This window comes from Aquitalea sp. FG25 (assembly GCF_057809375.1).
The window spans coordinates 205,965-231,479 of record NZ_JBMDJV010000004.1 but is presented as its reverse complement, the minus strand read 5'-3'; the positions used below and the strand labels follow the sequence as shown (position 1 = coordinate 231,479).

The 25,515-nt window shown below is 59.4% G+C and carries 29 protein-coding genes; 13 read left to right on the top strand and 16 right to left on the bottom strand.

All coding sequences use genetic code 11. The annotated features are described in order from the left end of the window. Positions 1–192: 192 nt before the first annotated feature. Positions 193–534, bottom strand: coding sequence for a divalent-cation tolerance protein CutA (gene cutA / locus ACODR9_RS05990; RefSeq protein WP_488808169.1), 342 nt, complete (start codon positions 532–534; stop codon positions 193–195). Between the two features lie 17 nt (positions 535–551). Between cutA and ACODR9_RS05985 the strand changes: the two genes are divergently transcribed. Further along, a complete protein-coding gene (locus ACODR9_RS05985; protein WP_488808168.1) occupies positions 552–974 on the top strand; it encodes an FxsA family protein in 423 nt (140 codons plus the stop codon). Between the two features lie 11 nt (positions 975–985). Here the strand turns inward: ACODR9_RS05985 and ACODR9_RS05980 are convergent, their stop codons facing one another. After that, positions 986–1,282 carry a DUF167 domain-containing protein gene (locus ACODR9_RS05980; protein WP_488808167.1) on the bottom strand — a complete coding sequence of 99 codons (297 nt, stop codon included), beginning with the start codon at positions 1,280–1,282 and terminating at the stop codon, positions 986–988. A gap of 104 nt (positions 1,283–1,386) precedes the next feature. Between ACODR9_RS05980 and ACODR9_RS05975 the strand changes: the two genes are divergently transcribed. The 5 genes from ACODR9_RS05975 to ACODR9_RS05955 all read left to right on the top strand — a co-directional run bounded on the left by ACODR9_RS05975 (position 1,387) and on the right by ACODR9_RS05955 (position 4,194). Beyond that, positions 1,387–1,851 carry a Dps family protein gene (locus tag ACODR9_RS05975; protein ID WP_159880014.1) on the top strand — a complete coding sequence of 155 codons (465 nt, stop codon included), beginning with the start codon at positions 1,387–1,389 and terminating at the stop codon, positions 1,849–1,851. 102 nt (positions 1,852–1,953) lie between these two features. After that, positions 1,954–2,820 (top strand): energy transducer TonB, encoded by an 867-nt coding sequence (locus ACODR9_RS05970; protein WP_488808166.1) that lies wholly within the window; start codon positions 1,954–1,956, stop codon positions 2,818–2,820. A gap of 14 nt (positions 2,821–2,834) precedes the next feature. Further along, positions 2,835–3,209: a VacJ gene (locus ACODR9_RS05965; RefSeq protein ID WP_488808165.1), complete on the top strand. Its 375-nt coding sequence runs from the start codon at positions 2,835–2,837 to the stop codon at positions 3,207–3,209. A 28-nt stretch (positions 3,210–3,237) separates the two neighbouring features. Further along, positions 3,238–3,645, top strand: a complete 408-nt coding sequence (locus ACODR9_RS05960) for an acyl-CoA thioesterase (protein ID WP_488808164.1) — start codon at positions 3,238–3,240, stop codon at positions 3,643–3,645. Positions 3,646–3,702: 57 nt separating this feature from the next. Next, positions 3,703–4,194, top strand: a complete 492-nt coding sequence (locus ACODR9_RS05955; RefSeq protein ID WP_488808163.1) for a TlpA disulfide reductase family protein — start codon at positions 3,703–3,705, stop codon at positions 4,192–4,194. A 60-nt stretch (positions 4,195–4,254) separates the two neighbouring features. Here ACODR9_RS05955 and ACODR9_RS05950 read toward each other — a convergent pair whose 3' ends face one another. The 8 genes from ACODR9_RS05950 to def form a co-directional block, all read right to left on the bottom strand. After that, positions 4,255–5,010 (bottom strand): HesA/MoeB/ThiF family protein, encoded by a 756-nt coding sequence (locus ACODR9_RS05950; protein WP_488808161.1) that lies wholly within the window; start codon positions 5,008–5,010, stop codon positions 4,255–4,257. Positions 5,011–5,118: 108 nt separating this feature from the next. After that, complete coding sequence (locus tag ACODR9_RS05945) at positions 5,119–6,387, bottom strand: sigma-54-dependent transcriptional regulator (protein WP_045846398.1); 1,269 nt, start codon at positions 6,385–6,387, stop codon at positions 5,119–5,121. Beyond that, entirely contained in the window at positions 6,387–8,543 is a 2,157-nt protein-coding gene (locus ACODR9_RS05940) for a sensor histidine kinase (RefSeq protein ID WP_488808160.1), read from the bottom strand. Before ACODR9_RS05940 ends, ACODR9_RS05945 begins: the two co-directional genes overlap by 1 nt. Further along, positions 8,492–9,064: a DUF4390 domain-containing protein gene (locus ACODR9_RS05935; protein ID WP_488808158.1), complete on the bottom strand. Its 573-nt coding sequence runs from the start codon at positions 9,062–9,064 to the stop codon at positions 8,492–8,494. The genes ACODR9_RS05940 and ACODR9_RS05935 overlap by 52 nt, the downstream gene beginning before the upstream one ends. Further along, positions 9,051–10,304 carry a 16S rRNA (cytosine(967)-C(5))-methyltransferase RsmB gene (gene rsmB, locus ACODR9_RS05930; protein WP_488808157.1) on the bottom strand — a complete coding sequence of 418 codons (1,254 nt, stop codon included), beginning with the start codon at positions 10,302–10,304 and terminating at the stop codon, positions 9,051–9,053. Before rsmB ends, ACODR9_RS05935 begins: the two co-directional genes overlap by 14 nt. A 110-nt stretch (positions 10,305–10,414) precedes the next feature. Beyond that, positions 10,415–11,257, bottom strand: coding sequence for a zinc metalloprotease HtpX (gene htpX / locus ACODR9_RS05925; RefSeq protein ID WP_488808175.1), 843 nt, complete (start codon positions 11,255–11,257; stop codon positions 10,415–10,417). A gap of 43 nt (positions 11,258–11,300) precedes the next feature. After that, positions 11,301–12,221, bottom strand: coding sequence for a methionyl-tRNA formyltransferase (gene fmt, locus ACODR9_RS05920; protein WP_488808156.1), 921 nt, complete (start codon positions 12,219–12,221; stop codon positions 11,301–11,303). Positions 12,222–12,305: 84 nt separating this feature from the next. After that, the gene (def, locus tag ACODR9_RS05915) at positions 12,306–12,809 is read right to left on the bottom strand and encodes a peptide deformylase (protein ID WP_159880031.1); all 504 of its coding nucleotides are present in this window, start codon (positions 12,807–12,809) and stop codon (positions 12,306–12,308) included. 126 nt (positions 12,810–12,935) lie between these two features. On the opposite strand from def, the gene ACODR9_RS05910 reads away from it, so the two are divergent. From ACODR9_RS05910 to ACODR9_RS05890, 5 genes are all read left to right on the top strand, one after another. Further along, positions 12,936–13,973, top strand: a complete 1,038-nt coding sequence (locus ACODR9_RS05910; protein WP_488808153.1) for a LysM peptidoglycan-binding domain-containing protein — start codon at positions 12,936–12,938, stop codon at positions 13,971–13,973. Beyond that, positions 13,970–15,052, top strand: a complete 1,083-nt coding sequence (gene dprA, locus ACODR9_RS05905; protein WP_488808152.1) for a DNA-processing protein DprA — start codon at positions 13,970–13,972, stop codon at positions 15,050–15,052. The genes ACODR9_RS05910 and dprA overlap by 4 nt, the downstream gene beginning before the upstream one ends. 41 nt (positions 15,053–15,093) lie before the next feature. Further along, on the top strand, positions 15,094–15,552 hold the full coding sequence (locus ACODR9_RS05900; protein ID WP_488808151.1) for a Smg family protein: 459 nt from the start codon (positions 15,094–15,096) through the stop codon (positions 15,550–15,552). A 170-nt stretch (positions 15,553–15,722) separates the two neighbouring features. Further along, on the top strand, positions 15,723–18,020 hold the full coding sequence (gene topA, locus ACODR9_RS05895) for a type I DNA topoisomerase (RefSeq protein WP_488808150.1): 2,298 nt from the start codon (positions 15,723–15,725) through the stop codon (positions 18,018–18,020). Between the two features lie 297 nt (positions 18,021–18,317). After that, positions 18,318–18,716 carry a hypothetical protein gene (locus ACODR9_RS05890; protein ID WP_488808149.1) on the top strand — a complete coding sequence of 133 codons (399 nt, stop codon included), beginning with the start codon at positions 18,318–18,320 and terminating at the stop codon, positions 18,714–18,716. On the opposite strand, the gene ACODR9_RS05885 is transcribed toward ACODR9_RS05890, so the two are convergent. Next, positions 18,707–19,087, bottom strand: a complete 381-nt coding sequence (locus ACODR9_RS05885; protein ID WP_488808148.1) for a DUF1622 domain-containing protein — start codon at positions 19,085–19,087, stop codon at positions 18,707–18,709. The genes ACODR9_RS05890 and ACODR9_RS05885 overlap by 10 nt on opposite strands. Before the next feature lie 124 nt (positions 19,088–19,211). On the opposite strand from ACODR9_RS05885, the gene ACODR9_RS05880 reads away from it, so the two are divergent. Continuing rightward, a complete protein-coding gene (locus tag ACODR9_RS05880) occupies positions 19,212–19,961 on the top strand; it encodes a hypothetical protein (RefSeq protein WP_488808146.1) in 750 nt (249 codons plus the stop codon). On the opposite strand, the gene ACODR9_RS05875 is transcribed toward ACODR9_RS05880, so the two are convergent. From ACODR9_RS05875 to ACODR9_RS05855, 5 genes are all read right to left on the bottom strand, one after another. Beyond that, the gene (locus ACODR9_RS05875) at positions 19,958–20,344 is read right to left on the bottom strand and encodes a diacylglycerol kinase (RefSeq protein WP_488808144.1); all 387 of its coding nucleotides are present in this window, start codon (positions 20,342–20,344) and stop codon (positions 19,958–19,960) included. The genes ACODR9_RS05880 and ACODR9_RS05875 overlap by 4 nt on opposite strands. A 151-nt stretch (positions 20,345–20,495) precedes the next feature. After that, a complete protein-coding gene (gshB, locus tag ACODR9_RS05870; protein ID WP_488808142.1) occupies positions 20,496–21,452 on the bottom strand; it encodes a glutathione synthase in 957 nt (318 codons plus the stop codon). Positions 21,453–21,509: 57 nt separating this feature from the next. Next, positions 21,510–22,442 carry an XAC2610-related protein gene (locus ACODR9_RS05865; RefSeq protein WP_488808141.1) on the bottom strand — a complete coding sequence of 311 codons (933 nt, stop codon included), beginning with the start codon at positions 22,440–22,442 and terminating at the stop codon, positions 21,510–21,512. Positions 22,443–22,446: 4 nt separating this feature from the next. Continuing rightward, a complete protein-coding gene (gene gshA / locus ACODR9_RS05860; RefSeq protein ID WP_488808139.1) occupies positions 22,447–23,730 on the bottom strand; it encodes a glutamate--cysteine ligase in 1,284 nt (427 codons plus the stop codon). A gap of 187 nt (positions 23,731–23,917) precedes the next feature. Beyond that, positions 23,918–24,865, bottom strand: a complete 948-nt coding sequence (locus ACODR9_RS05855) for a carbohydrate kinase family protein (RefSeq protein WP_488808138.1) — start codon at positions 24,863–24,865, stop codon at positions 23,918–23,920. Positions 24,866–25,002: 137 nt separating this feature from the next. Here ACODR9_RS05855 and ACODR9_RS05850 point away from each other — a divergent pair, with 137 nt between their 5' ends. Continuing rightward, on the top strand, positions 25,003–25,491 hold the full coding sequence (locus tag ACODR9_RS05850) for a TlpA family protein disulfide reductase (protein ID WP_488808137.1): 489 nt from the start codon (positions 25,003–25,005) through the stop codon (positions 25,489–25,491). The last annotated feature ends 24 nt before the right edge of the window (positions 25,492–25,515 follow it).

The following is a 25,515-nucleotide window of genomic DNA, read 5'->3' as shown; positions in this document are numbered from 1 at the left end:
AACTCGCGACCAACGGATTAAAAGTCCGCTGCTCTACCGGCTGAGCTACCGACCCACGAAAGAGTTCGCAACTATAATAAAACAGCCTTTTTCAGTCAATACTTTTACCGAATTAATTTGAAAAAACCGGGGCATAGACCAGAAATTCATGCTAAACGGCTGGAACTCGGCCACATGGCGGCAAGTCGAAAATTATCCTGCCGCGTGGCCGGCATCTCTTGAAACCACCGCCTGCGATACCCATGTCAGATAAGCGGGCAAGCCCTGCGTGACTGGCACTGCGACGATTTCCGGCACATCATAGGGATGCAATGCCAGCAGACGCTGTTGCAAAGCCGCATAGCCTGCTTGGGTCGTCTTGATCAGCAAGGGAATTTCGCTGCTTTCTTCCAGCAGGCCTTCCCAGATATAGACCGACCGACAGGCGGGCAGGATATTGACGCAGGCGGCCAGTTGCTCCTGCACCAGAACATGGGCAATGTGTTTGGCCGTTGTTTCATCCGGCACATTGCAAAACACCATCAGATAGTTCATACGGATACCTTGATTCGATGCGCGCCATTTTATTGCTGTTACTGATTTATCCGCTGCTGGAAATCGCCACCCTGGTTACCCTGGCCCACCACCTTGGTGGCGGTGTGGTGTTCCTGCTGGTGGTGGCCAGCAGCTTGCTGGGCATCTGGATGCTGCGCAATCAGAAGCTGGGAGCCCTGCTTACCTTGTCCAGCGTGTTGCGCCAGGGCCAGCAGGTGTCGCTATACTCATTGCTGTGGCCATTGCGCTATGCCCTGTCTGGGTTGCTGTTCGCCATTCCGGGCATTCTGAGCGATCTGCTGGCCATTCTGCTGTTGCTGCCATTCAAGGGGCCAAGCCTGAAGAATGTCACCAGCCCGACAGGCATGGCTGATGATGTGATCGAGGGTGAATTCAGCCGGGTTGAACCCAAGGGCAATGATCCGCGCCGTATTCACTAAAACAACGGCGCTTACTGGACCTGCAGCAACTGCAGTACCGCAGTTTCATCCAGCGCCGACACAATGGACACCACCTTGTGCCGGCTTTTGTCGCCGGCCTGCAAGCTGACTGCCCGCTTGCCAACCGAAAAGCAGTCGGCCAGCCATGCCAGCAATGCTGCATTGGCTTTGCCATCAACAGGGGGGGCAGCAAGGCGGATTTTCAGGCAGTCGCCATGTTCACCGGCGACTTCCGTTTTTCTGGCACCGGGCTGTACGTGCAGCGTTAGTCGTACAACACTGCCATTGCAGACCAGCCAAGGTTTCATGATGATTTTTCCGCAAAAGGGCAATTCTAGACCAGAACTGCCGCAGGCCGACAAGTCCGGCCCGCAGACATGGTCCGGTTTACCCATCAACCAGGAGTTTGCATATGGATATCGGCATCAACGAACAAGACCGCCAGGACATTGCCCATGGCCTTTCCCGGCTGCTGGCTGACACTTACACGCTGTACCTGAAAACCCACAATTTCCACTGGAACGTCACCGGGCCGATGTTCAACACCCTGCACCTGATGTTCGAAACGCAGTACAACGAACTTTCACTGGCGGTAGACCTGATCGCAGAACGCATCCGTGCACTGGGCCACTTTGCCCCAGGCAGCTATGCCGACTACGCCAAGCTGACGGCTATTGCAGAGGCCAGTGGCGTGCCTAAAGCGGAAGAAATGCTGGCCCAACTGGTGGATGGCCATGAAATCCTTTGCCGTACCGCCCGCAGTATTTTCCCGCTGGCCGACCGTGCTGCGGATGAACCCACCGCCGACCTGCTGACCCAGCGCCTGCAGGTGCATGAGAAAACCGCGTGGATGCTGCGCAGCATGCTGGACAAGTAAGCCGTCAACATCAGCAGAACGCCGTGCAATGCACGGCGTTTTTTCTGGTACTTCCTCAGCCATGCTAAACTGCTGCAGACCTATGGAGGCCGCCGTACACCCATGACCGCCCATCTGCGCACCCCAGTCAGCCGCAACCCGCAGCTAACGCCACTCATCATGATTGCCGCATCGCTGCTGGCACATGTACTGCTGTTCGGCTCCAGCATGATTACCTGGGTACGTCCGCTACAGTTGCCGGACAGCCACACCATCAGCGTCAATCTGGCCACCCAACCCAGCCTGACGCCACCAGATACCCGCCGCCTTGGCCTGGACAACAACCAGGGTAGCGGCAACACCGAGCAAAAACACAAGCAGGCCAGCCATCGCCAGTCCAACGAGCCGCCAGCTCAGACCCCATCCGCATCGCTTAACGACAGCACACCACAGCCACGGCAGGTTCATACCATACGCCAGGCAATAGACAAAAAATCTCCGGCACTGCCTTCGCCCTCCGCCGAATCCACCGACACACCAGCCACACCGGTGAATGCCGGCAGTCTGCTTGCTCAGGTAGGCCAGCTCAGCTCCGTACGTGGCGACGTCACCATGAATGACAGCAGCCTGGAATCGGGCCGCAACAACGGCAACGGCGACAGTACCCACCGCTATGAATGGTCGCGCTACCAAACCGACTGGCGGCTGCGCATCGAACGGATAGGCAACCTCAACTACCCCGAACAGGCTCGCCAGCTGAACATTCACGGTTCCGTCACCCTGGAAGTCACGGTTGCGGCGGATGGCAGCCTGCTCAAGTGCCGCATCCTGCGGAGCTCCGGCCAAAGTGTGCTGGATGACGGTGCTAGGCGCATTGTGCAGATGAGCGCACCCTTCAGTCCCTTCCCGCCATCACTGGCGCAGCAGGGCTCAAAAATCATCGTGCAGGCTTTCGCCTTCACCCGCGATAACCAGATTTCCAGCAATTAACACAAGGATTCACCATGTTTGAAGTCAACCGCAGCATTGCCCTGATTCGCCCGCGTGCGCCCTTTCTGGCCTGGCTGCAGCAACTGCCGGGCGAGCTGGATGACCAGCTGGAGCTGGAAGCACTCACCCGGGACTGCAATGCCTTGCTGATTCCGGCAGCAGACGACTACGCATCGGCACATGACTTTGTATTGCAGCACTACCGCATGCTGTTTCAGGCCGAACTGGCTGACTGGTGCGATGATGAAATACTGTGGCCGCAACAACTGACACCGGCCCTGTTCCTGGAGTGGTTTGATGTTGAAATCCACTCCGTTCTTACCGATATGGTCGAGACGCCATTAGAGCGCGAGCCATTCGTTCCGCTGGACCTCAATGCCGAGGATTGAGACCCAGCTCCACCTCGAGGGGAAAAACATGTCACACGAAACACGCATTAAAGTCCGGGGTTATCATCTGGACCTGTACGGCCACGTCAACAATGCCCGCTATCTGGAATTTCTCGAAGAGGCCCGCTGGACTTTCTTTGAAGAACGCGGCGACCTGCCCTGGTTCTTACAATCCGGTCTGGCACTGGTGGTGGTCAACATCAATATCGACTACCGCTATCCAGCCACCATGGGCGACGAACTGGTCATTGCCACCTCGGTCAAGAGCATTGGCAGTCGCAGTGCGGTCATGCACCAGCGTGTCACCCTGGCAGGCAGTGACAAGCTGGTAGCCGAAGCGGATGTCACCTTCGTGGTATTTGACGCCAAGCAGAACAAGGCAGTGACACTTGAGGGACAATTGAAGGAACTCCTGCTGTCCATGCAAGACCAATAACGCCGGAGGCCCCGCCCGTGCGGGGCTGTCGTTTCTCCACCATTTGGATTACCACGCATGAAGAAGGCTCTGCTCTCACTCCTGGCCCTTGCCGTAGTCGGCCTGATTGCCTACACCACCCTGTTCGACCGTAATGCAGCGCCACAGGTCAGCTATACCTCGCTCAATGGCCAGCAGGCAGATACCGCCTCACTCAAAGGCAAGGTGGTTCTGGTGAATTTCTGGGCCACCAGCTGTCCAGGCTGCGTGGAAGAAATGCCGGAGATCAAGAAGCTGCATCAGCAATACGGTGCAAAGGGACTGCAAATCATGGCCGTGGCCATGAGCTATGACCCGCCCAATTACGTACAAGCCTTCGTGCAGAAGAACCAGCTACCCTTCTTTGTGGCCCTGGATGGCCAGGGCAGCATTGCCAAGGCCTTCGGTGACATCCAGCTGGCTCCCACCACCTTTCTGATCGACAAACAAGGCAATATCCTCAAGCGCTATGTCGGGGTGATGGATTTCAAGGAAGTACACCAGATACTGAACCAGCAACTGGGAGCCTGAGCCCAGTCAGCAAAAAGCCCCGCCAATGCGGGGCTTTTTGTTGGTCAGAACCGGGGAAGCTCAGGCCGCAGCACACACCGGGCAGGCCGGATCACGACCAAACTTCATCTGACGGAATTCTCCACTCAGCGCATCGTACAAGGTCAGACTGCCCAGTACAGGCGGCCGCCCCGCCAGCAACTTCACCGCCTCAACCGCCTGCAGGCTACCAATCACACCAACCAGCGGCGACAGTACGCCAAAGGTGGCGCATGGGCCATCAGATGCCTCGCCCTCCTCGGCAAACAGGCAGTGATAACAGGGTGAACCCGCCACACGTGGATCAAACACGGCCAACTGCCCGGCAAAGCGCACAGTGGCACCGGACACCAGCGGCACCCTAGCAGCCACGCTGGCCCGATTTACTGCATGACGGGTGGTAAAGTTGTCCGAACAGTCAAGCAGCAAATCATGCTGCCCGGCTTCTTGCAGCAAACGGGTGGCATCCAGCCGTTCGCTCAGCGCCCGCACCTGGATGTCCGGATTAAGCGCCAGCATGCGCGTACGTGCCGACTCTGCCTTGTTCTGTCCCAGCGAGTTCATATCGTGCGCCACCTGGCGCTGCAGGTTGCTCAACTCGACCTGGTCATCATCCGCCAGCGTGATCTGGCCCACCCCGGCACTGGCCAGATACAGCGCCACCGGCGAGCCCAGGCCGCCAGCACCAATCACCAGTACCCGTGCTGCCGCCAGCCGTTGCTGGCCTTCGATATCGATTTCCGGCAGCAGGATATGCCGGCTATAGCGCAGCAGGGCTGCATCGTTCAGATCTGTCATGAGGGTGAAGCTTAGTCAAATCAGCTGCCAGACGCCATAGTTCCTGCGAGCTAGCCGGAAAAACAAAACGCCAGCACAAGGCTGGCGTTTGGTGGAGCAAGGGACGGATTATTCTTCCACTACCTTGCGGGCGAACTTGATGCCCAGCTGCTTGAGCTTGCGATACAGGTGAGTGCGCTCCAGGCCCACTTTCTGTGCCACGCGGCTCATATTGCCGTTTTCCAGCGAGATGTGGTACTCGAAGTAACGACGTTCCAGCTGTTCACGCAATTCGCGCAAAGGCATGTTGAAGTCGAAGCCGGACTCTTCCACCGGTTTTTCATGGCGGAACTGCGCCAGCACCTTGTTGACTTCCGGTGCATCCACATCATCCGACTCAGAGGTCAGCGCCAGGCTCTTGATGATGCTGCGCAGCTGCTCCAGATTCCCCGGCCAGTCATACTGACGCAGCGCATTCAAGGCCGCCGTGGTCAGCTTCTTGTTAGGAATCTGACGCGACTCCACCAGCTCGATCAGGATCTGCTCAGCGATGAAGATGATGTCCTCCGCATGCTCGCGCAGCGGCGGAATCGGCACGATCACGCTGGACAGTGCGGTCAGCAGGCGGTTGTCGCACTCAGGATCAACCAGCAACTCCTGCAATGGGCGGCTGCAAGAACAGAGCAGGCGCACATTGAAGCGGTCCAGTTTGGAGAGCAGAAACAACAGGCCCTGCTGCACCCGGCGGTTGTACTGGCCGATTTCCGGCAGGAACAGCACGCCGTTATTGGCTTTTTGCAGCAACTCCAGCGGCGCATCCGCCAGTTGTTCGGGCTTGGCCGGCGTCACCCAGGGCGTATTGCCCTGATGGAAAAAACGCGCCACCAGTTCAAATCCGGAACCCGGTTCGCCGGTAAGCAGCACCGGGGACTTAACCTTGGCCACCCGTTCCAGTTGGCGCTTGAGCTCCTGAATCGGTTCGCTGCGTCCCAGTTTGTCCAGGTTCAGCGAGGTATTGGCCTGCATGTCGCCATACTTCAGCGCGCGTTGCACCGTGGTAAGCAATTTTTGCAGGGCAATCGGCTTTTCCAGGAAATCAAAAGCCCCGATACGGGTTGCTTCCACCGCAGTGTCAATACTGGCATGGCCAGACATCATCACCACCGGCATGTTCAGCTGACCGGACTTGGCCCATTCCTTGAGCAGGGTGACCCCGTCGCAGTCTGGCATCCAGATGTCCAGCAGCACCAGCGCGGGACGCGTCTGGTTGCGCAACTGCCTGGCTACCTCGGCGTTTTCCGCCAGGGCAACCGTGTATCCCTCATCCTGCAGGATCTCCGAGAGCAGTTCACGAATTCCGATCTCGTCATCAACAATCAATATATCGCTGCTACGCATTAGGCCTCCAGCAATGGCAGGGTGAGAAGAATGCGCGCGCCTTGCTGCTCGCCATTCCCCAATGTGACCTGACCATGGTGTTCCTCCGCTATTTTCTTCACCACCGCCAGCCCCAGCCCCGTACCCTTGGGCTTGCTGGTCACATAGGGCTCGAACGCGCGTGGCAGGAGCTCGGCCGGAAAGCCCGAACCATTGTCCTGCACGCAGACGATCGCGTTTCTTCCTTCTTGTCGGCTGCTAATGTGAATCATCGGGATGTCAACGTCAAGGACCGCATCCTGCGCATTCTGCATCAGGTTATGCAATACCTGCCGCAATAGTGCGGCATCCCCCATGATCATCAGCGGCCTGTCTTCCAACTCAATCTTAACAGCCGGATTGGATTCGTACAGCGTGCTGACCTCTCGCACCACCTGATTGAGATCAAGTTCACTGAGTTTGATGCGTGGTGCCCGGGCGTAATCGCGGAAGGCATCCACCATATTCTTTAGCGCAGCCACCTGCTTGATGATGGTATCGGTGGAGCGCTTGAGCATGTCGGCATCCGCCCCGTCGAGCTTGGCTGTCAGTTTCATGGCCAGTCGTTCGGCCGACAGCTGGATGGGGGTGAGCGGATTGCGGATTTCATGCGCCAGCCGCTTGGCCACCTCGCCCCAAGCCGCATCCCGCTGCGCCCTGCCCAGCTCGGTAATGTCGTCGAACACCACAACATAACCGCTTCCTGAGCGTTCCGGCAAGCGGGCACCGCGTACCAGCAGGCTGCGCTGGCCGTGGCCGGTGACGTAATCCAGCTGGGTTTGCCACTCTTCTTCCAGCTTGTTTTCCCCATGTTGCAGCATGGTGTCCACCAGAGGAATCAAGGCCGGAACTCGGGTTGACCACTGTTCGACCGGGTAGGCCACCAGTTCGGAGAAATCAACACCCAGTATGCGTCCGGCACTGGTATTGGCTGCGCGCAGCTGCCAGGCCGCATCCAGTGCAATCACCCCAGCGGAGAGATTGGCCAGAATGCTTTCCAAGTAAAGCTTGCCGCTTTCCAGCGCTTGCTGGGTCTGGTTGGCGGTCTGTCGGGCTTCATCCAGCTGCTGGGTCATGCGGTTGAACAGCGTGGTGAGCATGCCCAGTTCGTCACGCCGATATACCGGATGGCGCTTGGAAAAGTCCCCCTGCGCGACGGCTCGCGTGCCGGCGGCCAGTTCGGATAGCGGTGCAGACAGCCGCTCGGACAAGAACAGTGCAAATGCCAGCGCCGAGGTGAGCGCCAGTAGACAGGCCAGTGCCAGCGTCAGCATGTAGAAGGTTTTCAGGCCGTCACGTGACAATAGCAGTTGGTGGTATTCGGACCTGGCGCTCTCAATCTGCTCGGCATCGCGCGCAATGGATTGCGGGGCAGCCTGCATGACCTGCAGTACGCGCCACTCTCCTTCGGCGGTGCGGTATGACAGCAGCACGCGCAAGGCCAGCCCGCTGGCATCATTTTCGATCGACTTGCTGCTCTGGCGCAGTTTCAGGCCACGCAGGCTGTCCCGCGACGGCGGCATGGGCAGCTGCTTTGCATTGCTGCTGGCAAAATTCAGTAACTGGCTGGATTTGTTGAAGATGGCCACTTCGCGCAGCCCTAGTTGCTCGCGCAAGCGCTCTAGCCTTGAAGGCAGCATGATGCTGGGCAGTCCATCGATATCATCCAGCACCACGCGGCTTTTGCGGGCGACATCATCCAGTACATAGTTGAGTGCGCCTTTGCCCAGCTCCAGCCCGCGATCAAGGGCGGACTCTACCCGCACATCAAACCAGCTTTCGATGCTGCGCGTCAGAAACTGGGCCGAAATGGTAAATACCAGCAAGCCGGGCACCAAGGCCACCACGGCAAACATCATCACCAGCCGCTGTGTCAGCTTGGCACCGAATACCCGCCCTTTTACCCGCTGACGCAGGCGCAGCAATTGCCGCCCCACTACGCCCAGCAGACCAACCAGCAACAGGCTGTTGAGCCCGAATACCCACCAGTAGTACTCGGCCAGCTTGGAAGCATTGCCGGTTGCTACGGCCAGCAGGTAGAGCATGATGGCTCCGAATGTCGCCAGGGCAATGGCGGCATAGCGCATCAGCTTGCTTCTTTCATATTGATGGCCGTCCAGTTGGAGGACAGACTCCATTCACCAGAACCCAGCGCATTGAGCTGGAAGGGTTTGGGCAACTCGCTGATATCCAGTATCAGCCGTACGCGACCGGCCACATTGCCCGGACTGCGCGGGTCCAGTGCGCCACTTTGCAAGACGCGCCAATCCTGGATGGAGCCTAGCGCACCCATGGCCTCGGCCAGGGAACGGTAATAATTTGAAAAGCTGCCGATGGTGACACGGTAACGGCTGGTCAGCGACTGATAGGACAGCTTGAAGGTGAGGCTGGCGTGGGGTTCGAACCACTCTTTGAGATTGAGGTAATACGCGGTGCTGCGGGGCCGGGTTAGTTCAAACTCCAGCCGGAAGGTCAAGGCAACGCCCTGTGCCAGGGCATCATTCAGGCTGCTGGAAAGCTTGGTCTGAAAACGGGTACTGAGCGAGAGCTGACCATCTGGCGTCAGCTCTGCATCGGCACGGCGCGCCAGAATGCCGTCGGCCTGCGCCGTCGTGACGGCACAGACCAGTAGCCATAACACCAGGCTAATGTTTCGCAAGCAGCGCGTAATAGAAACCGTCATGACGCTCACAGGGCAACAGCTGTTGCTGGTTCTGGCATTCGGCATCGGCATGGCGTGCCAGGAAAGCCTCCAGCTGCTGTTGGTTTTCTTCCGGAAAAATCGAGCACGTAGCGTATAGCATTTTTCCGCCTGGCGCGAGTAGCCCCCACAGCGTGTCAACCATTTGCGCCTGTTGTCTTGCCAGCGTGGCAAAGTCGCCCGGGCGGCGCAGCCACTTGATGTCGGGATGGCGGCGTACCACGCCGGATGCCGAGCAAGGTACGTCGGCCAGAATGCGGTCGAAGGGCTTGCCATCCCACCAGTCGGCGGCCAGTCCGGCATCGGCTGCATGCAAGATGGCCTGCAGCCCGCCACGTTGCAGGTTGTCGGCCACGCGAGCCAGGCGCTGCGGGTCGATGTCCAGCGCCGTCATGTCGACATCAGCCAGCTCCAGCATGTGACAGGTTTTACCGCCGGGAGCCGCGCAAGCATCCAGCACGCGCTGGCCGACATGCAGGTCGAGCAGACGGGCCGCCTGCTGCGCGCCCCAGTCCTGCACCGACACGACGCCATCGGCAAAGCCGGGCAGTTCGCGCACATTGACCGGCTTGTCCAGCAGGATGCCGCCCTGCTCATCCAGCGCGGTTGCCGCCATGCCCAGCGCTTCCAGTTGGGCCAAATAGCTGGCCACCGTGCTCTTGCGGGCATTGACGCGCAACGTCATCGGCGGGTGGCTGTTGTTCCACTGCAGGATGTCTGACCATTGCTGCGGATAGGCTTGCTGGATGGCTTTCACCCACCAGCGCGGGTGATTGGTGGCGGCTTCCAGATCTTTGTCGGCCAGACGCAGCATTTCTTCACGCTGACGCAGGAAATTGCGCAGCACGCCATTGACCAGCGCCTTGAACTTGCCGCGCGCCAGCCGCTCGGCCAGCTTGACCGCCTCGTTGACGATGGCGTAGTCAGCTGCACGGGTGTACACCAGCTGATAGAGAGCCACTAACAACACGCGCTCCAGCTGTGGTTCCGGCAAGGCCTTGGGCACCAGCCGACGCAGCCAGAAGCGCAGGCGGGCCAGTTGGCGCAGGCTGCCATAGCAGATGTCCTGCAGGGCGGCACGCTCTTGCGGCGTCAGTTCACTGCCCTGGCGCTGGGCTTGGGCCAGCGCCTCGGTCAGGGTATGGCCGGATTCCACCTGGCCCAGCACGTCGGCGGCCAGTTGCTGTATGCGATGCATGTAAAAACCTTAAATGGCAAACGGCGAGCACTGCACACTCGCCGTATGAAAACGGCCGGTGCCCGCCTGGCGGTACCGGCCCGTGATTTGTTCAGTTGCGCATGATACGTTCAGCCCACGCCGCGCGCCATAGCGTGCAAGCGGGCAATGCGCTCCTCAGTGTGCGGGTGGGTACGAAACAGCTCACCCACGTCCAGCCCGGCCAGCGGGTTGATGATCATCATCTGTGCCGTTTCCGGATGGGCCTGTGCCGTGGGCATGGCAATACCTTGAGCGTAGTACTCAATCTTCTGCAGCGCTGCCGCCAATGCCAGCGGATCGCCGGAAATCTCGGCACCGCCACGATCAGCTTCAAATTCACGCGCACGGGAAATGGCCATCTGGATCAGGCTGGCCGCCAGCGGTGCCAGGATGGCCAGCAGAATGCCGGCCAGCGGATTGACCGGACGACCGTTTTCATCCCGCCCGCCAAAGAACATGGCAAAGTTGGCCAAGGCCGACACGGCACCAGCCATGGTGGCGGAAATGGTGGAAATCAGGGTGTCACGATGCCGGACATGGGCCAGTTCGTGCGCCATCACCCCGCGTAGCTCACGGTAATCCAGCATGCGCATGATGCCGCTGGTGGCGGCCACGGCTGCGTGTTCCGGATCGCGCCCGGTGGCAAAGGCATTGGGCTGCTCTTCGTGGATGACGTAAACCCGTGGCATGGGTAGGCCGGCGCGCTGTGCCAGCTCGGCCACCAGGCCGTAAAATTCCGGCGCGGACTGGGCATCCACCTCCTGGGCGTTGTACATGCGCAACACCATTTGGTCGGAGTTCCAATAGGCAAACAGATTCATGCCACCGGCAAACAGCAAGGCCAGCAACAGGCCGCTCTTGCCGCCGATCAGCGCACCGACCACACCAAGAAATGCGACAAATGCGGCCATCAGCATGGCCGTCTTGAACATATTGTTCACACCATCCTCCTTTTGCTGTGACCCTTACAGACGCTTACTGCCCCAGCCGGGTTCCCACCAATGCAGCACGACCGGCGGCAAAGTCGCGCGCGCTCAGACGCTTGCCCCCTGCTGCTTGCAGCTGGCCAAGCACCACCAGTCCATCGCCGCACCCCACCACCACACCTTCGGCGTCGGCACGCACGATGACACCCGCCTCGGCCTGTCCGGCAATGGCCTGCGCCTGCCATAGCTTCAGCGGCTCGCCGCCCAACTGGGTAAAGGCACCGGGGGCCGGGTTATAGGCCCGGATGGCACGGGCGATATCGGCGGCGGGCAGGCTCCAGTTCACTTCGGCCTCGGCCTTGGTCAACTTGTGGGCATAGGTCACACCTGCTTCAGGCTGTGCCTGTGCCTGCAACCCATCCAACCCGGCCAGGGTGCTGACAATGGCCTCCGCTCCACAACGCGCCAGTTTGTCATGCAGGCTGGCGGCGGTGTCGTCGGGGGCAATGGTCAGCGGATGGATCGACAGCATGGCACCGGTATCCAACCCCACATCCATCTGCATGATGGTGATGCCGGTTTCGCTATCGCCAGCCAGGATGGCGCGCTGAATAGGCGCGGCACCACGCCAGCGCGGCAGCAAGGACGCATGAATGTTCAAACAGCCGCGCGGCGGAATGTCCAGCACCGCCTTGGGCAACAGCAAGCCATAGGCCGCCACGACCATGAGCTCGGCACCGATGTCGCGCAGCATCGCCTGGGCTTCTTCCGTCTTGAGCGACAGCGGCTGCTCCACGCGCAAGCCATGTTCCAGCGCCACTTCCTTTACCGGGCTGGGTTTAAGCTTCATGCCGCGCCCGGCCGGACGATCCGGCTGGGTTAGCACCAGGGCGATTTCATGGCCAGCTGCCAGCAAGGTGCGCAGCGCGGCGGCGGCAAATTCCGGCGTACCGGCAAAAATCAGTTTCATCGTAAGCCCACAAGAAGAAAAGACAGGGCTGGCCTGTCCTTTTCAGATGCACCGTCGCCTGCCTGTGCAGAGCGGCGCTATTGATCACATATTCTGTTTTTCGCGCTTTTTCAGCTTGGTACGAATACGGCCCTGCTTGAGTTCGGACAGGTATTCCACAAACACCTTGCCGTCCAGATGATCAATTTCATGCTGAATGCAAATGGCCAGCAAACCGTCAGCTTCCAGTACATACTCGGCACCGGTAGCATCCTGTGCCCGCACCTTGACCCGTTCGGCCCGGGTGACCTTGTCGTAGATGCCGGGCACAGACAGGCAGCCTTCTTCGTACACGGTTTCCCCTTCTTTTTCGAGGATGACCGGGTTGATGAAGACGCGACGTTCGTTGTGCTCCTCGGAGATATCCATCACCACCAGACGCTGGTGGTAATCCACCTGGGTGGCAGCCAGTCCGATGCCCTTGGCTTCGTACATGGTTTCAAACATATTATCGATCTGGGTCTGCAGGGCTGCGTCAAACGTCTCGACCGGCGTAGCCACGGTATGCAGACGCGCATCCGGATAATGCAAAATATTCAGCAGCGCCATCGGTTTTCTTGCTCCAAGTTGTCGTAATGCCATCAGCACGTCGATAATAGATGTGTCTGACGCATGCTCGTTTGTCAAAGGAGCGCTCGCGGGCGCTCATTACACTCAAATATTGGGGCACTTTTCATGCGTAAAAGTATTATATCGCTTGCTTTGGCTCTGGGACTGGCTCTCCCGGCTTTTTCCGACACGCTGACCATCAAATCCGGCGCACCGGCGCGCTATACCGTGGTTAAGGGCGACACGTTGTGGGGTATTTCAGGCCATTATCTCAAGAGCCCGTGGAAATGGCCCCGCCTGTGGCAGATGAACAAGGCTGAAATCAAGAACCCGCACTGGATTTATCCCGGTGACGTGTTGGTACTGACTTATGTAAACGGTCAGCCGCGCCTGTCGCTGGAAAAATCCCGCCAGGGTGATGTACGCCTGTCACCGCAGGTGCGCATGTCCGACATCGACAAGGCCGTCTCCAGTATTCCGGCCAAGGCGATCGAACCATTCCTGTATCGCCCGCTGGTGGTCAACGAAGAAGAATTCGCCACCTCACCCAGACTGGTTGCCGGTCCGGGTGAGCGGCTGGCATTTGGCACCGGAGACCGCGTCTTTGCCAATGGGGTGGGCGAAATGGGCAACTGGCAGGTCTATCGCGCCAGCAAGCCACTGATTGATCCGGTCACCAAGGAAAACCTCGGCTACGAGGTGATGTATGGCGGCGATGCGGTGGTGGACAAGCTGGGTGATGAAATCCAGGCCATGCACCTGACCAAGGTGAACAGCGAGATTCTGGTGGGCGATCGCATGATCAAGGCCCCCAAGGACCAGTTTGTCAGCTATGTACCACACAGCCCGGATGGCAATATCCGTGGGCAGATCATCTCGGTGTACGACGGTGTGGATGGCGCAGCGCAATACTCCAATGTCGTGATCAACCGTGGTAAGCGCGAACAAGTAGAAGCTGGTGATGTGTTCAGCATCTACAAGAATGCCAAGCCCGTCACTCTGGTGATGGCCGATGGAGAGAAGAAGGAAGTCATTCTGCCGGGTCAGACTATCGGCAAGATTTTTGTCTACCGGGTGTTTGACAAGGTGTCCTATGGGCTGGTGCTGGAAAGCACGGATGCCACCAGCGTCGGAGATGTGATCGCACCACCGGAAGACGAATGAGCCAGACCACGGAAGACTGGCTGGTGCTAGCACTGACGCCGGGCATAGGCCCGGCTGGCTTTCTCAAGCTGATTGCCAGTTTCGGCTCGGCCAGCCAAGCCCTTGCCGCCACGACGGCACAGACCACGCCCATCCTGGGCCAGGAAGTGGCACGCGCCCTGCGCGACCGGCTGGCCGGCCCCGCCGTGGAGGCCGCGCTGGCTTGGGCATCCCAGCCTGACTGCACCTTGCTCAGCCTGCTGGATGATGATTATCCGCAGTCGCTGGCCGAAACAGCGTCGCCACCACCACTACTGTTTGCCCGTGGCCAGCGGGCACTATTGCAACGCCCCATGCTGGCCATAGTGGGCAGCCGCAACGCCACCCCACCAGGCAAGCAGATTGCCGAAGACTTTGCCCGCCGGCTATCCGCCCTGGGTTATACCATCGTCAGTGGCATGGCCAGCGGCATTGACGCCGCAGCACACCAAGGTGCCCTGCAGGAAATAGGCTCCAGCATTGCAGTCATCGGCACCGGTATCGATCGGGTTTATCCGGCCAGCAACCGCAAACTAGCCCACCAGCTTGGCAGTGCCGGCCTGATTCTGTCCGAATTCCCACTGGGGGCCGGCCCGCTCGCCAGCCACTTTCCACGCCGCAACCGCATCATTGCCGGACTATCACGCGGCTGCCTGGTGGTGGAAGCCAATATCAACTCCGGTTCGCTGATTACCGCCAGGCTCTCCGGCGAGTACGGGCGGGAAGTCATGGCCATTCCCGGTTCCATTCACAATCCACAAGCACGTGGCTGCCACCGGTTGCTAAAAGACGGTGCCCGCTTGATCGAAACTGTGGAGGATGTATTGGAAGAGGTGGGCCGACCGGCAGTCATCCGCCCGCCATCCCCACTGCCACAGGTGGATAGCACCGCCGCCGAGCACCCGGTTTTGGCATTGCTGGGTTTCGATCCGGTCAGTAGTGAGACACTTGCCGTACAACTCGGGTTGACGCAAGGGGAGCTTTACGCGATGCTGCTCGAGCTGGAGCTTGCCGGCAAGCTGGCCAGCTTGCCCGGCGGGCAGGTCCAGCGGCTGGTCTGACCCGGACCAGATCGTGTGGCAGCCCATTTGAAGAAGACCTGATGTTTGACGTTCTCACTTATTTGTTTGAGCAATACCGTGACCCGGATGCCTTTGGCGACCGTGGCTCCCTGATGCGCCAGCTCGAAGCCGCCGGCTTCGAGGATGAGGAAATCAACGACGCACTGGATTGGCTGGACAATGTCGCCAATATGGTGGACGGCCTGTATGCCAGCGCGGATGACGCGGTTGGCATGCGCATCTACGCCGATGCTGAACTGGAACGCCTGCCCACGGAAGTGCGCGGCCTGATCCAGTTTCTGGAAGATCACGGTGCCCTTTCACCCTCACAGCGTGAAATGGTGATAGACCGCCTGTGCGAACTGCCCGACGATGACATCAACGTCGGCTCGGCCAAGCTGGTGGCGCTGATGGTGTTGTGGGCACAAAAAGCGGAATTGCCCATCCTCTTGGGGGAAGAACTGCTGGACGCCATTCACGGCGAACCAACCATGCAATAACTTGTCAGCACTGGCGGTACGGGCTTACCATCCCGCCTCGCCTGATGATAATGGCAGGGAATTTTGCACAAGAGCGCCAAATGCGCTCTTGTTTTATTTGCGCTCTTGCTTTATTTGATAGATAGAACCGCTATCAGCCGGATGTTTCCGGTACACACTGAAACGAAAACATGCCCTCCAGCCTCTTGATCGTTGAGTCGCCATCCAAGGCAAAAACGCTGAAGAAATACCTGGGACCGGACTTTGAAGTCCTGGCCTCCTACGGTCACGTGCGCGATCTGGTACCCAAAAACGGTGCGGTAGACCCTGAAAAGGGCTTCGCCATGAAATACCAGCTGATCGCCCGCAACAGCAAACACGTTGATGCCATCGTCAAGGCCGTGGCCGAAGTCGACCACGTCTATCTGGCAACTGACCCGGACCGCGAAGGCGAAGCCATTTCCTGGCACCTGGTGCAAATCCTCAACAGCAAGAAGCTGCTGAAGGATAAAACTGCCCAGCGCGTGGTGTTTCACGAAATCACCAAGAATGCCGTGCTGGAAGCCATCGGCAACCCGCGCGAGGTTGCACAGGACTTGGTCGATGCCCAACAGGCACGCCGGGCACTGGACTACCTGGTGGGTTTCAACCTGTCCCCGCTGCTGTGGAAGAAAATCCGCCGTGGCCTGTCTGCCGGCCGGGTACAAAGCCCGGCGCTGCGTCTGATCTGCGAACGCGAAAACGAGATCAAGGCCTTTGTGCAGCAGGAATACTGGTCGGTGCATCTGGACAGCCACAAGGGCCGTACCAAGTTTTCCGCCAAACTGACCCAGCTTGCCGGCAAGAAACTGGATCAGTTCGACATCCCTAATGATGGCGAACACGCCAGCATTCTGGCCCGCCTGCAAGACCAGCCGGCCACCGTCACCAGCATCGAGAAGAAAAAGAAATCGCGCAGCCCGGCTGCCCCTTTCACCACCTCGACACTGCAGCAGGAAGCCGTGCGTAAGCTGGGCATGACCACCGACCGCACCATGCGTACCGCACAGCAGCTGTATGAAGGTATCGACATCGGCCAGGGCACGGTGGGTCTGATCACCTACATGCGTACCGACTCGGTGGCACTGGCCAACGAAGCCGTGGAAGAAATCCGTACTTATATCGGCGATACCTTCAACAACGACTTCCTGCCCAAAAACCCGGTTGCCTACAAAAACAAATCCAAGAATGCACAGGAAGCGCACGAGGCCATCCGCCCGACGTCCATCCTGCGCACGCCGGATTCGGTCAAACCCTTCCTGACCACCGACCAGTTCAAGCTGTATGACATGGTGTGGAAGCGTACCCTGGCTTGCCAGATGGCCCCGGCCAAGTTTGACACCACCAGCGTGGACATCACCATGGGCGAGGGCATTTTCCGTGCCAGCGGCCAAGTGCAGACCTTTGCTGGCTTCCTGGCCGTCTACGAAGAAGACGTGGACGATGCCGAGGACGAAGACAACGCCAAGCTGCCGCTCTTGGAAGAAGGCGACAGCCTGCCGGTGGACAAGCTGTACGGTGAACAGCATTTCACCCAGCCGCCACCGCGCTTCTCTGAAGCCAGCCTGGTGAAGGCACTGGAAGAATTCGGCATTGGCCGTCCGTCCACCTACGCCAGCATCATCTCCACGTTGAAAGACCGCGAATACGTCATCCTGGACAAGAAGCGCTTCTTGCCCACCGATACCGGCGACATCGTCAACAAATTCCTGACTGAACACTTCAGCCAGTACGTGGACTACAACTTCACCGCCAAGCTGGAAAACCAGCTGGATGACATTGCCAGCGGCCAGCGTGAGTGGGTGCCGGTGATGGACAGCTTCTGGAAGGGCTTCTCCAAGCAGATTGCCGAGAAGGAAAGCATTTCCCGCGCCGAAGTCACCACCGAAAGCCTGGACGAAGCCTGCCCCAAATGCAGCAAGCCCTTGTCGATCAAGTTTGGCAAGCGTGGCCGCTTTATCGCCTGCACCGGCTACCCGGACTGCGACTACACCCGCAATATGGGTGAAACCGCCGAACAGGCAGCGGAAGAGGCCGAAGCCCCGACGGTGATTGAAGACCGTGTCTGCCCGGACTGTGGCGGCGCGCTGCACATCAAGAAGGGGCGTTACGGCAAGTTTATCGGCTGCGCCAACTACCCCAAGTGCAAGCACATCGAACCGCTGGAAAAGCCGCGTGACACCGGCGTGGAATGCCCGGAGTGCAAATCCGGCCATCTGATCGAGCGCAAGAGCCGTTACGGCAAGCTGTTCTACAGCTGCAATACCTATCCCAAGTGCAAGTACGCCACCTGGAACCCGCCGGTGGCCGAGCCCTGCCCCAAGTGCAACTGGCCGATTCTCACCATCAAGACCACCAAGCGTCGTGGTACCGAGAAAGTCTGCCCGCAGAAGGAGTGCAGCTACAGCGAGGTGATTGCCCCGCCGGAAGCCAAGGCTGCGGAAGAGTAAATCGCCGCCAGCGGATTGCACCAGATAACGCCACCTTCGGGTGGCGTTGTTTTTTTGGCCATCGTAGCCAAACCATGCAAGTAGAGGCGCTACGCCATCAGCATTGGCAATGCGCTGATTTTATTAATCAAGTTCAGAAAAGCCGCCATATAATTCGGAAATCAGGCTAAACCGTAAGCAGCTAACCAGCCTGAAGGTTCCTGCGACGGACCGCATCGCTTCCAGACAATACGCCGCCTCCATGCCAGGCGGCGTTTGCCGTTTTACGGGCTATTCCTCCCGGGCAAAGCACACATCATGAAAACACACAGCAGCTTCTTTTTTACCGGTGCCACGGTACTGACCTTGTTTGGCCTGGCCAGTGGCCATTGGCTGATGCTACCCATCGCCTTCCTGCTGGCGTTCTGCGGCATGGTCATGGCCGATAGGGAGCAACTGGCCGACATGGATGAGCGCACGGCGGCCATGCTGCTGATCCTGCCCAGCCAGCACCCGCTGCTGCCCTTGGACCATTTCCACGGTGACGAGCTGATGTTCTATCAGGCGGGCAGCCCTGTTTACCGGATTTTGCAGGCCAATGGTGCCTGCTGGGAGCTGGTGGGCGAGTATGGCAAGGTAGAAGACGATAGTGGCTGTATCCGCGTCTATCCCGGCTATCTGTATCGCCGTCAGCCATCGCGAGGGCATCAGGGCTGATCAGCCACCAAGGTTTTACCCTCTAACTCGGTATCGCGGATTTCCCTGGCCAGGAAAAAGTTGAGCGCGGTGCGCAGTACGGCGATGGCGGCCAGCTTGCCTATCTGGTCCCAACTGGGGGCCACGGCAGTAGACAGGATGTCAGCCGCCAGCTGCAACTCCAGCGCCAGTGCCAGGAAACGGGCAAAACTGAGCCTGACCGCATTGTATTGCGCCATGCCCGGCTCAAAGCAGCCTTGCAGGTAGCGCACCCCGGCCACCAGCACCCCGATGCCGATTACTACGGCACCACTGGCTTCCACCGCCAGTTTCAGCCATAGCACCAGATTGAGAACCAGTTCTTCCACTCCGGATTCAGCGGGTGACAGCATGCTATTTCCTCGCGCTTGATGTGGATGCCCCAGCATACACACAAGGCAGACGGGCAGCAGCTACAGAGAGTCTGATCATGCACGCGCATGTTATGCTATTGAATTATCCAGCCAATCCAAGCGCATGCTGCTACTGAAACTGACGCTGGTTCCTGCTTTTCTCTACCTGCTGGCGCTGGTGGCACGGTATTACGGGCCGCACCGGGCAGGCTGGATGGCAGGCCTTCCGATCGTAGCCGGCCCCATCCTGTGGCTGCTGATGCAAGAGCATGGTACTGACTTTGCCGCGCGTGCCGCCATGCAGGCTATCGCGGCCATTGCCGCTTCCGAACTGTTCAATCTGGTCTACGCCCGTTGCGCCACCCGGTCTGGCTGGCCACTCACGCTGGCTGCGGCCTTGTGCGGCTGGTTGCTGGCTGCCTTGCTGGTACAGGGGCTGACATTAACGCTCCCGTCCGCTTTGGCCATGGCAGGGCTGGCCGTGCTGATCAATAGCATCTGCTTGCCCAGACCGGCGGTGGCACAGGTGGCAACCGCCACAAACGAGACCCTGGGCTTACGCATGCTGGCAGCAGCCGTGCTGACCTTGCTGGCTAGCCTGGCCGCAAGCAAGCTGGGTGCAAACTGGAGCGGGGTGGTTGCAGTATTTCCGCTACTGGCGGTGGTGATGGCCGTGTCTACCCAACGCATGCAAGGCACGGCTGCAGTACAGGCATTGCTGCGCGGCATGTTGCTGGGGCGGCTGAGCTTTGCCGGTTTCTGTCTGGCGCTGGTCTGCTTGCTGCCCAGGCTGGAAGGCAATCTGGCTTTTTTGCTGGCCACCCTGATCTCGATCAGCCTGCAGCTGCAGTCCCGTCGGCTGTTGCCCGCCTAGCGGCCAAACAACACCAGCGACCACATGGCCGCCAGATTGATCAGGCCCAGCAGCTGGGCGGCACTGCCCATATCTTTGGCGCGTTTGGCCAGCGGGTGGCGCTCCAGCGAGGTGTGATCCACCGCCGCCTCAATGGCGGAATTCAGCAGCTCGATCACCAGCGTGGCCAGCGAGCTGGCCACCAGCAGCGCACGGGCCAGCGGGCTGGCCGGAACGATAAATAGTGCGGCAGGGATGAGGATGATGGCCAGCAAGGCCAGTTGGCGGAAGGCATCCTCATGACGGAAGGCCGCCTTGATGCCATCCAGAGAATAGCCGAAGGCGTTGATCAGCCGGCGGATGCCGGTCTTGCCCTTGAACGGGCTTTCCTCATGCTTGCTCATGTCGGGTCCTGTAGTTGCGCGGTGCTGTCTGGTCTGCTGCCAGTCTGGCGAGCGGCATGTTAAGCGCTGCCGCCGTCATGGGCAAGCGCTGGCCATATTGCCATGTCAGCGGCGATGTTGCCGCCGGCAGATGACAGGCTGATGGCAGGACTCAGTGCTGGCAGGCCCGCTCCAGGGCATCGATGTACAGACCAGCCACATTGATGTCGGTCTGGTCCATGATTTCGCGGAAGCAGGTGGGGCTGGTGACATTCACCTCGGTCAGGTAATTGCCGATCACATCCAGCCCGGCCAGCAGAATGCCGCGCTTTTTCAGCTCCGGGCCCACGGTTTCGGCAATTTCACGGTCGCGCGCACTCAGCGGGCGGGCCTCGCCACGGCCACCGGCGGCCAGATTGCCACGGGTTTCACCGGCAGCAGGAATGCGCGCCAGGCAGTAGTCCACCGGCACACCGTCAATCACCAGCACGCGCTTGTCGCCATCGCGGATTTCCGGAATATAACGCTGGGCCATGATGGTGCGCTTGCCGCGCAGGGTGATGGTTTCCAGAATCACCGACAGATTGGGGTCGTTCGGGGTCACGCGGAAAATGCTGTCGCCGCCCATGCTGTCCAGCGGCTTGAGAATTACGTCCAGATGCTGGCGAATAAAGGCCTTCAAGCGTGGGGTTTCGCCGGTGATCATGGTGGGCGCGGTCAGCTCGGGGAAGTTAAGGATGGCCAGCTTTTCGTTGAAATCACGCAGCGCCTGGCCACTGGTAAATACCTTGACGCCCTGCGCCTCGGCCAGCGTAAACAGCTGCGAAGCGTACAGGTATTCCATGTCGAACGGCGGGTCCTTGCGCATCACCACCGCATTGAAGGCGGTCAGCGGCTGGCGATGCACATCTTCCAGCTTGTACCAGGCGGGATGATCGCCCTTGCGCTCATCGGTAATGGTGAGGCCACGGGCATCCACCAGCAGGCGGCCGCCCTCTACCGACAGCTGACGCGCCTCGGCAAAGCTCAGCGCGTGGCCGCGCCGTGCCGCCTCCTCCATCATGGCAAAGGTGGTGTCCTTGTAGATCTTGAACTGTTCCAGCGGATCGGCGATGAACAGGATACGCATAGTGCTCTCCAGGGTTTCGCCAGCACACACTGGCGGGCCGGCTGGCGGCCATGGGATTCATTGATGATAGTAGGCATCCAGCGCATAACGCCGGGTGGATGTCTTCCAGCGGCCATTGACCAGGGTTTCGCGCGTCACGCGTACCTCTTTGCCTGCCGGGTCCTGCGCGTCTTCAATCAGCTTTTCCACCGCCTGCAGGCGGTGGCGGGCATCAAACTGGTAGTAGGTGGTTTCGTGGTAACAGCAGCCACTTTTGGCAAAAGTGCTCAGCCGCTTGCGCTTGGCGTCCACCTGGAACATGCCCAGCGTTTCACTGGTGAGCGTCGATAATTCGTCACTCAGCACAAACTGCTGGCTGGCATTGTCGTACAGATAAACGCTGTAGGTGGGGCCGCCATAAGGGCCGTCATTGCCGTTCTGCACGGCAAAATCGGCATGGCCGTCAAAGTTGAAGTCAGCCACATTGATCACACCCTGCAAATCATACAGCCGCGCGGTATTGACCAGTGGCTTGCCATCGTCGCCATGCGCCATATACACATTGTCCAGCCGCAGCTGCTGTACGCTACGCTGGCTGCGCTTGTCGATGATATTGATCAGCGCCGGGCCTTCGGCAGCCCAGTCGCGCTCACCCCAGTTAAGCAGGCTGATGTCGAAGCGGTAAGCCGGTGCGGCATTATCGATGTGCTGGCGGATCAGCGTTGCGCCCTGCAATTGCTCCAGCCGCTGCCGGTATTTGTCTTGCAGACAGGCAACGTCCGCCTTGCATTCAGCACGCGGTCCAGCCAGCCATGCGCGCTGGTTTTCCTGCAGCAAACCTTGCGGGTTGTGCTGGCGATAGGCAGTCGCCACTTGTTCGTCCAGCACGGATAATTCCGGCTGGCGGCAGATGGCCTGCTCGGTAGCCGTTGCCGCCTTGCTGCAATCAAAGCTGGCTGCCGTTGCCATGGTCGGCAATAACAGCAGCCACAGCCAGCGCAGGGTTCGCATGGACTCAGTCGCGCTCGGGGTCGGTGTTTTCCAGCTCCAGTGCAGCCGCCAGCAGCGCCAGACGGGCAATCACGCCGTAAGCATAGAAGCGGTTGGGCGCACAGTCTGGCGAGCCGTGTTTGTCTGGCAGGCAGGGGGTTTCAAACGACAGCGGCACAAACTGCATGCCCGGTGCGTTGAGGTTTTCGTCAATGCCACGGCCGGTATGCACCCGGTAGAAGCCACCCGTGACAAAGCGATCCATCATGTAGACCACCGGCTCGGCCACGGCCTCGCCCACGGTTTCAAAGGTATAGACGCCTTCCTGCACGATAACTTCGGAAACCTCCAGCCCTTCCTTTACCACCGACATCTTGTTACGCGCCTTGCGGTTAAGGCCGATGACTTCTTCCGGGCTCTTCACGCTCATCACGCCCATGCCGTAGGTGCCAGCATCGGCCTTGACGATGACGAAGGGGTCGTTCTTGATGCCGTATTCGCGGTATTTGGCGGCAATTTTGTCCAGCGTGCTGGCCACGGATTCGGCCAAGGCGTCCTCGCCCTGACGCGCATGGAAATCCAGCCCGCTACAGTTGACGAAGTAGGGATTGATCATCCACGGGTCGATGGAGATCAGCTGCGAGAACTCGTCGGCCACCTGGTCGTAGGCGGTAAAGTGATTGCTCTTGCGGCGCACGGCCCAGCCTGCGTGCAGTGGCGGCAACAGGTTTTGTTCCAGGTCCTTCAGGATGTCGGGAATGCCGCCGGACAAATCGTTATTCAGTAGCACCACGCAGGGGTTGAAACCATCGGCCAGCTTGAGGCGGTTGCCCTGACGCAGGATGGGTTCCAGCTTGACGATGTCGCCGCCAGCACTGGTCAGTTCGGTGACTTCGGTGATTTCCGGGTTCAGCGTACCCAGGCGTACCTTGAGGCCGGCCTGCTCGAAAATGTGCACCAGCGTGGCCACATTCTGCAGATAGAAGGTGTTGCGGGTGTGGTTTTCCGGAATCAGCAGAATGCTGCGCGCTTCCGGACAAACCTTTTCCACCGCAGCCTGCGCCGCCTGGATGGACAAGGGCAGGAAATCCGGATTCAGGTTGTTATGCCCGCCGGGAAACAAATTCATATCCACCGGAGCCAGCTTGAAACCGCTGTTGCGCAGGTCGACCGAGCCGTAGAACGGTGCAGCATGGTTATGCCACTGACTACGGAACCAGTGCTCGATATGTGGTTGGGCGGTCAGAATGCGGCTTTCCAGTTCCAGCAGCGGGCCGGTCAGTGCGGTGGACAGATGTGGGACGGTCATGGGCTCCCCTAGGCGTCGGATGACTTGCGAGTAATTGATCTATGGTGGGGGTTGGCAGCGGGGAATTCAACCCTGCTCAATGAAGGAATGCTTCAGCCTGGCGGCATGTGTGCCTGCATGACAAGTGCAATTAAGCTTGCCAGCCAGTCTGGCGGCCAGGCGGCACACCAGACAGGCCAGGCAGCGCTTAATCCAGCGGCCAGACTGTGTCGTAAGTGCGCTGATACATGGCGTGCAACTGTTCCCAGTCAAAAAAGTGGTTCTGGCAACCGGCGGTGGTGACCTTGATGGCACCGATCATATTGGCCAGACGACCGGTCAGTTGCCAGTCCAGCTGATGGCTGATGCCGTACATCAGCCCGGCGCGGAAGGCATCGCCGCAGCCCATCGGGTCCACCGCCGGCTGTGACATCGCTACCCGTGGCAGATGAATGTGGTCGGCCCCCACGTAGAGGTCGGCCCCGCGCGCGCCACGGGTCACCACCACGGCGCTCACCTTGCGCCGTAAATCGTCCACCGTCAGCCCGGCGCGTTCGCGCATCAACTCGCTTTCGTAGTCGTTGATGGTGACGTAGCTGGCCAGCTCGACAATCTGATGGATTTCTTCGCGCGACAACAGCGGCAGTTCCTGACCGGGGTCGAAGATAAAGGGGATACCCGCCTCGGCCAGCTCTTGCGAGTGCTGCAAGAAGGCGCGATGACCACCTGGCGACAGGATGGCCAGCTCCACCGGCTGCTGGATGTCGGCGATATGATTGTCAATGGAGAAATCCATGGCACCAGGGTGGAAGGCCATCAGCTGGTTGCCGTCTTCATCGGCAATGCCGAAACACTGTGCGGTGTATTGCTTGCCGATCAGCCGGATATGGCTGTCGTCCACCCCGGCGCGCAGCAGGTGCTGGCGGTAGGGCTGAAAATCCTCGCCTACCGTGCCCATCACCAGCGGTTTTTCGCCCAGCAAGGTGAGACTGTAGGCGATATTGCCCGCCATGCCGCCAAATTCGCGTCGCATGCTGGGGGCCAGAAAGGTGGTGGAAATCTTGTGCAGCTGATCGGGCAGGATCTGGCTGTCGAATCGACCGTGAAACGAGAACAGCGTATCGTAGGCGAGCGCCCCGCATACCAGGAGAGACATGCTCACTCCGCAAAAAAGTCAGCCGATCATTTTAACATGAAACTTTTTTGCTCATGCGGCGTGAAACTTGAAGCTGTCGGCACCCTCCAACTGCGTCAGACTGCTGCTTTCCCATGCAACCCTGTTCAGGAGGCCAAATGAGCCTGACATCCCTGCGCGCCACGCTGCTGGCCGCCCTGCTCTGCCTGCTGCCGCTGGCGGCCAGTGCAGCCCCTACCCTGGCACAAACCCGCTTTACCGACCAAAGCGGCAGCTCCGTCTCCCTGCGTGCTTACCAAGGCAAAGTGGTACTGGTGAATTTCTGGGCCACCTGGTGCGGCCCCTGCCGCGAGGAAATGCCCATGCTCAATGCCCTGCGCGAGCGTCTGGCTCCCAAAGGTGTGGAGGTGGTAGGCATTGCGCTGGACAACAAGACGGAAACCTATAATTTTGCCCGCCAGCTGAAAATTACTTATCCCATCATACTTGGCGATAGCGACACCCTCAGCCTGCTGCGTACGCTGGGTAATCCGGCGGGTGCCCTGCCTTACAGCATCATCCTGGATCGTAATGGCAAGCAGGTGGGCAGCCTGCTGGGCCGCCTGAACGAGAAGAACCTGGAAGACACGCTGCGCCACTTCCTGTAAGCCCTTTGCCAGACCAACAACAAA

What these genes read in the sequence shown, in the direction of transcription:
- cutA (WP_488808169.1), bottom strand. Translation starts at nt 534, where the DNA reads ATGAACTATCTGATGGTGTTTTGCAATGTGCCGGATGAAACAACGGCC.
- ACODR9_RS05985 (WP_488808168.1), top strand. Translation starts at nt 552, where the DNA reads ATGCGCGCCATTTTATTGCTGTTACTGATTTATCCGCTGCTGGAAATC.
- ACODR9_RS05980 (WP_488808167.1), bottom strand. Translation starts at nt 1,282, where the DNA reads ATGAAACCTTGGCTGGTCTGCAATGGCAGTGTTGTACGACTAACGCTG.
- ACODR9_RS05975 (WP_159880014.1), top strand. Translation starts at nt 1,387, where the DNA reads ATGGATATCGGCATCAACGAACAAGACCGCCAGGACATTGCCCATGGC.
- ACODR9_RS05970 (WP_488808166.1), top strand. Translation starts at nt 1,954, where the DNA reads ATGACCGCCCATCTGCGCACCCCAGTCAGCCGCAACCCGCAGCTAACG.
- ACODR9_RS05965 (WP_488808165.1), top strand. Translation starts at nt 2,835, where the DNA reads ATGTTTGAAGTCAACCGCAGCATTGCCCTGATTCGCCCGCGTGCGCCC.
- ACODR9_RS05960 (WP_488808164.1), top strand. Translation starts at nt 3,238, where the DNA reads ATGTCACACGAAACACGCATTAAAGTCCGGGGTTATCATCTGGACCTG.
- ACODR9_RS05955 (WP_488808163.1), top strand. Translation starts at nt 3,703, where the DNA reads ATGAAGAAGGCTCTGCTCTCACTCCTGGCCCTTGCCGTAGTCGGCCTG.
- ACODR9_RS05950 (WP_488808161.1), bottom strand. Translation starts at nt 5,010, where the DNA reads ATGACAGATCTGAACGATGCAGCCCTGCTGCGCTATAGCCGGCATATC.
- ACODR9_RS05945 (WP_045846398.1), bottom strand. Translation starts at nt 6,387, where the DNA reads ATGCGTAGCAGCGATATATTGATTGTTGATGACGAGATCGGAATTCGT.
- ACODR9_RS05940 (WP_488808160.1), bottom strand. Translation starts at nt 8,543, where the DNA reads ATGGAGTCTGTCCTCCAACTGGACGGCCATCAATATGAAAGAAGCAAG.
- rsmB (WP_488808157.1), bottom strand. Translation starts at nt 10,304, where the DNA reads ATGCATCGCATACAGCAACTGGCCGCCGACGTGCTGGGCCAGGTGGAA.
- htpX (WP_488808175.1), bottom strand. Translation starts at nt 11,257, where the DNA reads ATGTTCAAGACGGCCATGCTGATGGCCGCATTTGTCGCATTTCTTGGT.
- fmt (WP_488808156.1), bottom strand. Translation starts at nt 12,221, where the DNA reads ATGAAACTGATTTTTGCCGGTACGCCGGAATTTGCCGCCGCCGCGCTG.
- def (WP_159880031.1), bottom strand. Translation starts at nt 12,809, where the DNA reads ATGGCGCTGCTGAATATTTTGCATTATCCGGATGCGCGTCTGCATACC.
- ACODR9_RS05910 (WP_488808153.1), top strand. Translation starts at nt 12,936, where the DNA reads ATGCGTAAAAGTATTATATCGCTTGCTTTGGCTCTGGGACTGGCTCTC.
- dprA (WP_488808152.1), top strand. Translation starts at nt 13,970, where the DNA reads ATGAGCCAGACCACGGAAGACTGGCTGGTGCTAGCACTGACGCCGGGC.
- ACODR9_RS05900 (WP_488808151.1), top strand. Translation starts at nt 15,094, where the DNA reads ATGTTTGACGTTCTCACTTATTTGTTTGAGCAATACCGTGACCCGGAT.
- topA (WP_488808150.1), top strand. Translation starts at nt 15,723, where the DNA reads ATGCCCTCCAGCCTCTTGATCGTTGAGTCGCCATCCAAGGCAAAAACG.
- ACODR9_RS05890 (WP_488808149.1), top strand. Translation starts at nt 18,318, where the DNA reads ATGAAAACACACAGCAGCTTCTTTTTTACCGGTGCCACGGTACTGACC.
- ACODR9_RS05885 (WP_488808148.1), bottom strand. Translation starts at nt 19,087, where the DNA reads ATGCTGTCACCCGCTGAATCCGGAGTGGAAGAACTGGTTCTCAATCTG.
- ACODR9_RS05880 (WP_488808146.1), top strand. Translation starts at nt 19,212, where the DNA reads ATGCTGCTACTGAAACTGACGCTGGTTCCTGCTTTTCTCTACCTGCTG.
- ACODR9_RS05875 (WP_488808144.1), bottom strand. Translation starts at nt 20,344, where the DNA reads ATGAGCAAGCATGAGGAAAGCCCGTTCAAGGGCAAGACCGGCATCCGC.
- gshB (WP_488808142.1), bottom strand. Translation starts at nt 21,452, where the DNA reads ATGCGTATCCTGTTCATCGCCGATCCGCTGGAACAGTTCAAGATCTAC.
- ACODR9_RS05865 (WP_488808141.1), bottom strand. Translation starts at nt 22,442, where the DNA reads ATGCGAACCCTGCGCTGGCTGTGGCTGCTGTTATTGCCGACCATGGCA.
- gshA (WP_488808139.1), bottom strand. Translation starts at nt 23,730, where the DNA reads ATGACCGTCCCACATCTGTCCACCGCACTGACCGGCCCGCTGCTGGAA.
- ACODR9_RS05855 (WP_488808138.1), bottom strand. Translation starts at nt 24,865, where the DNA reads ATGTCTCTCCTGGTATGCGGGGCGCTCGCCTACGATACGCTGTTCTCG.
- ACODR9_RS05850 (WP_488808137.1), top strand. Translation starts at nt 25,003, where the DNA reads ATGAGCCTGACATCCCTGCGCGCCACGCTGCTGGCCGCCCTGCTCTGC.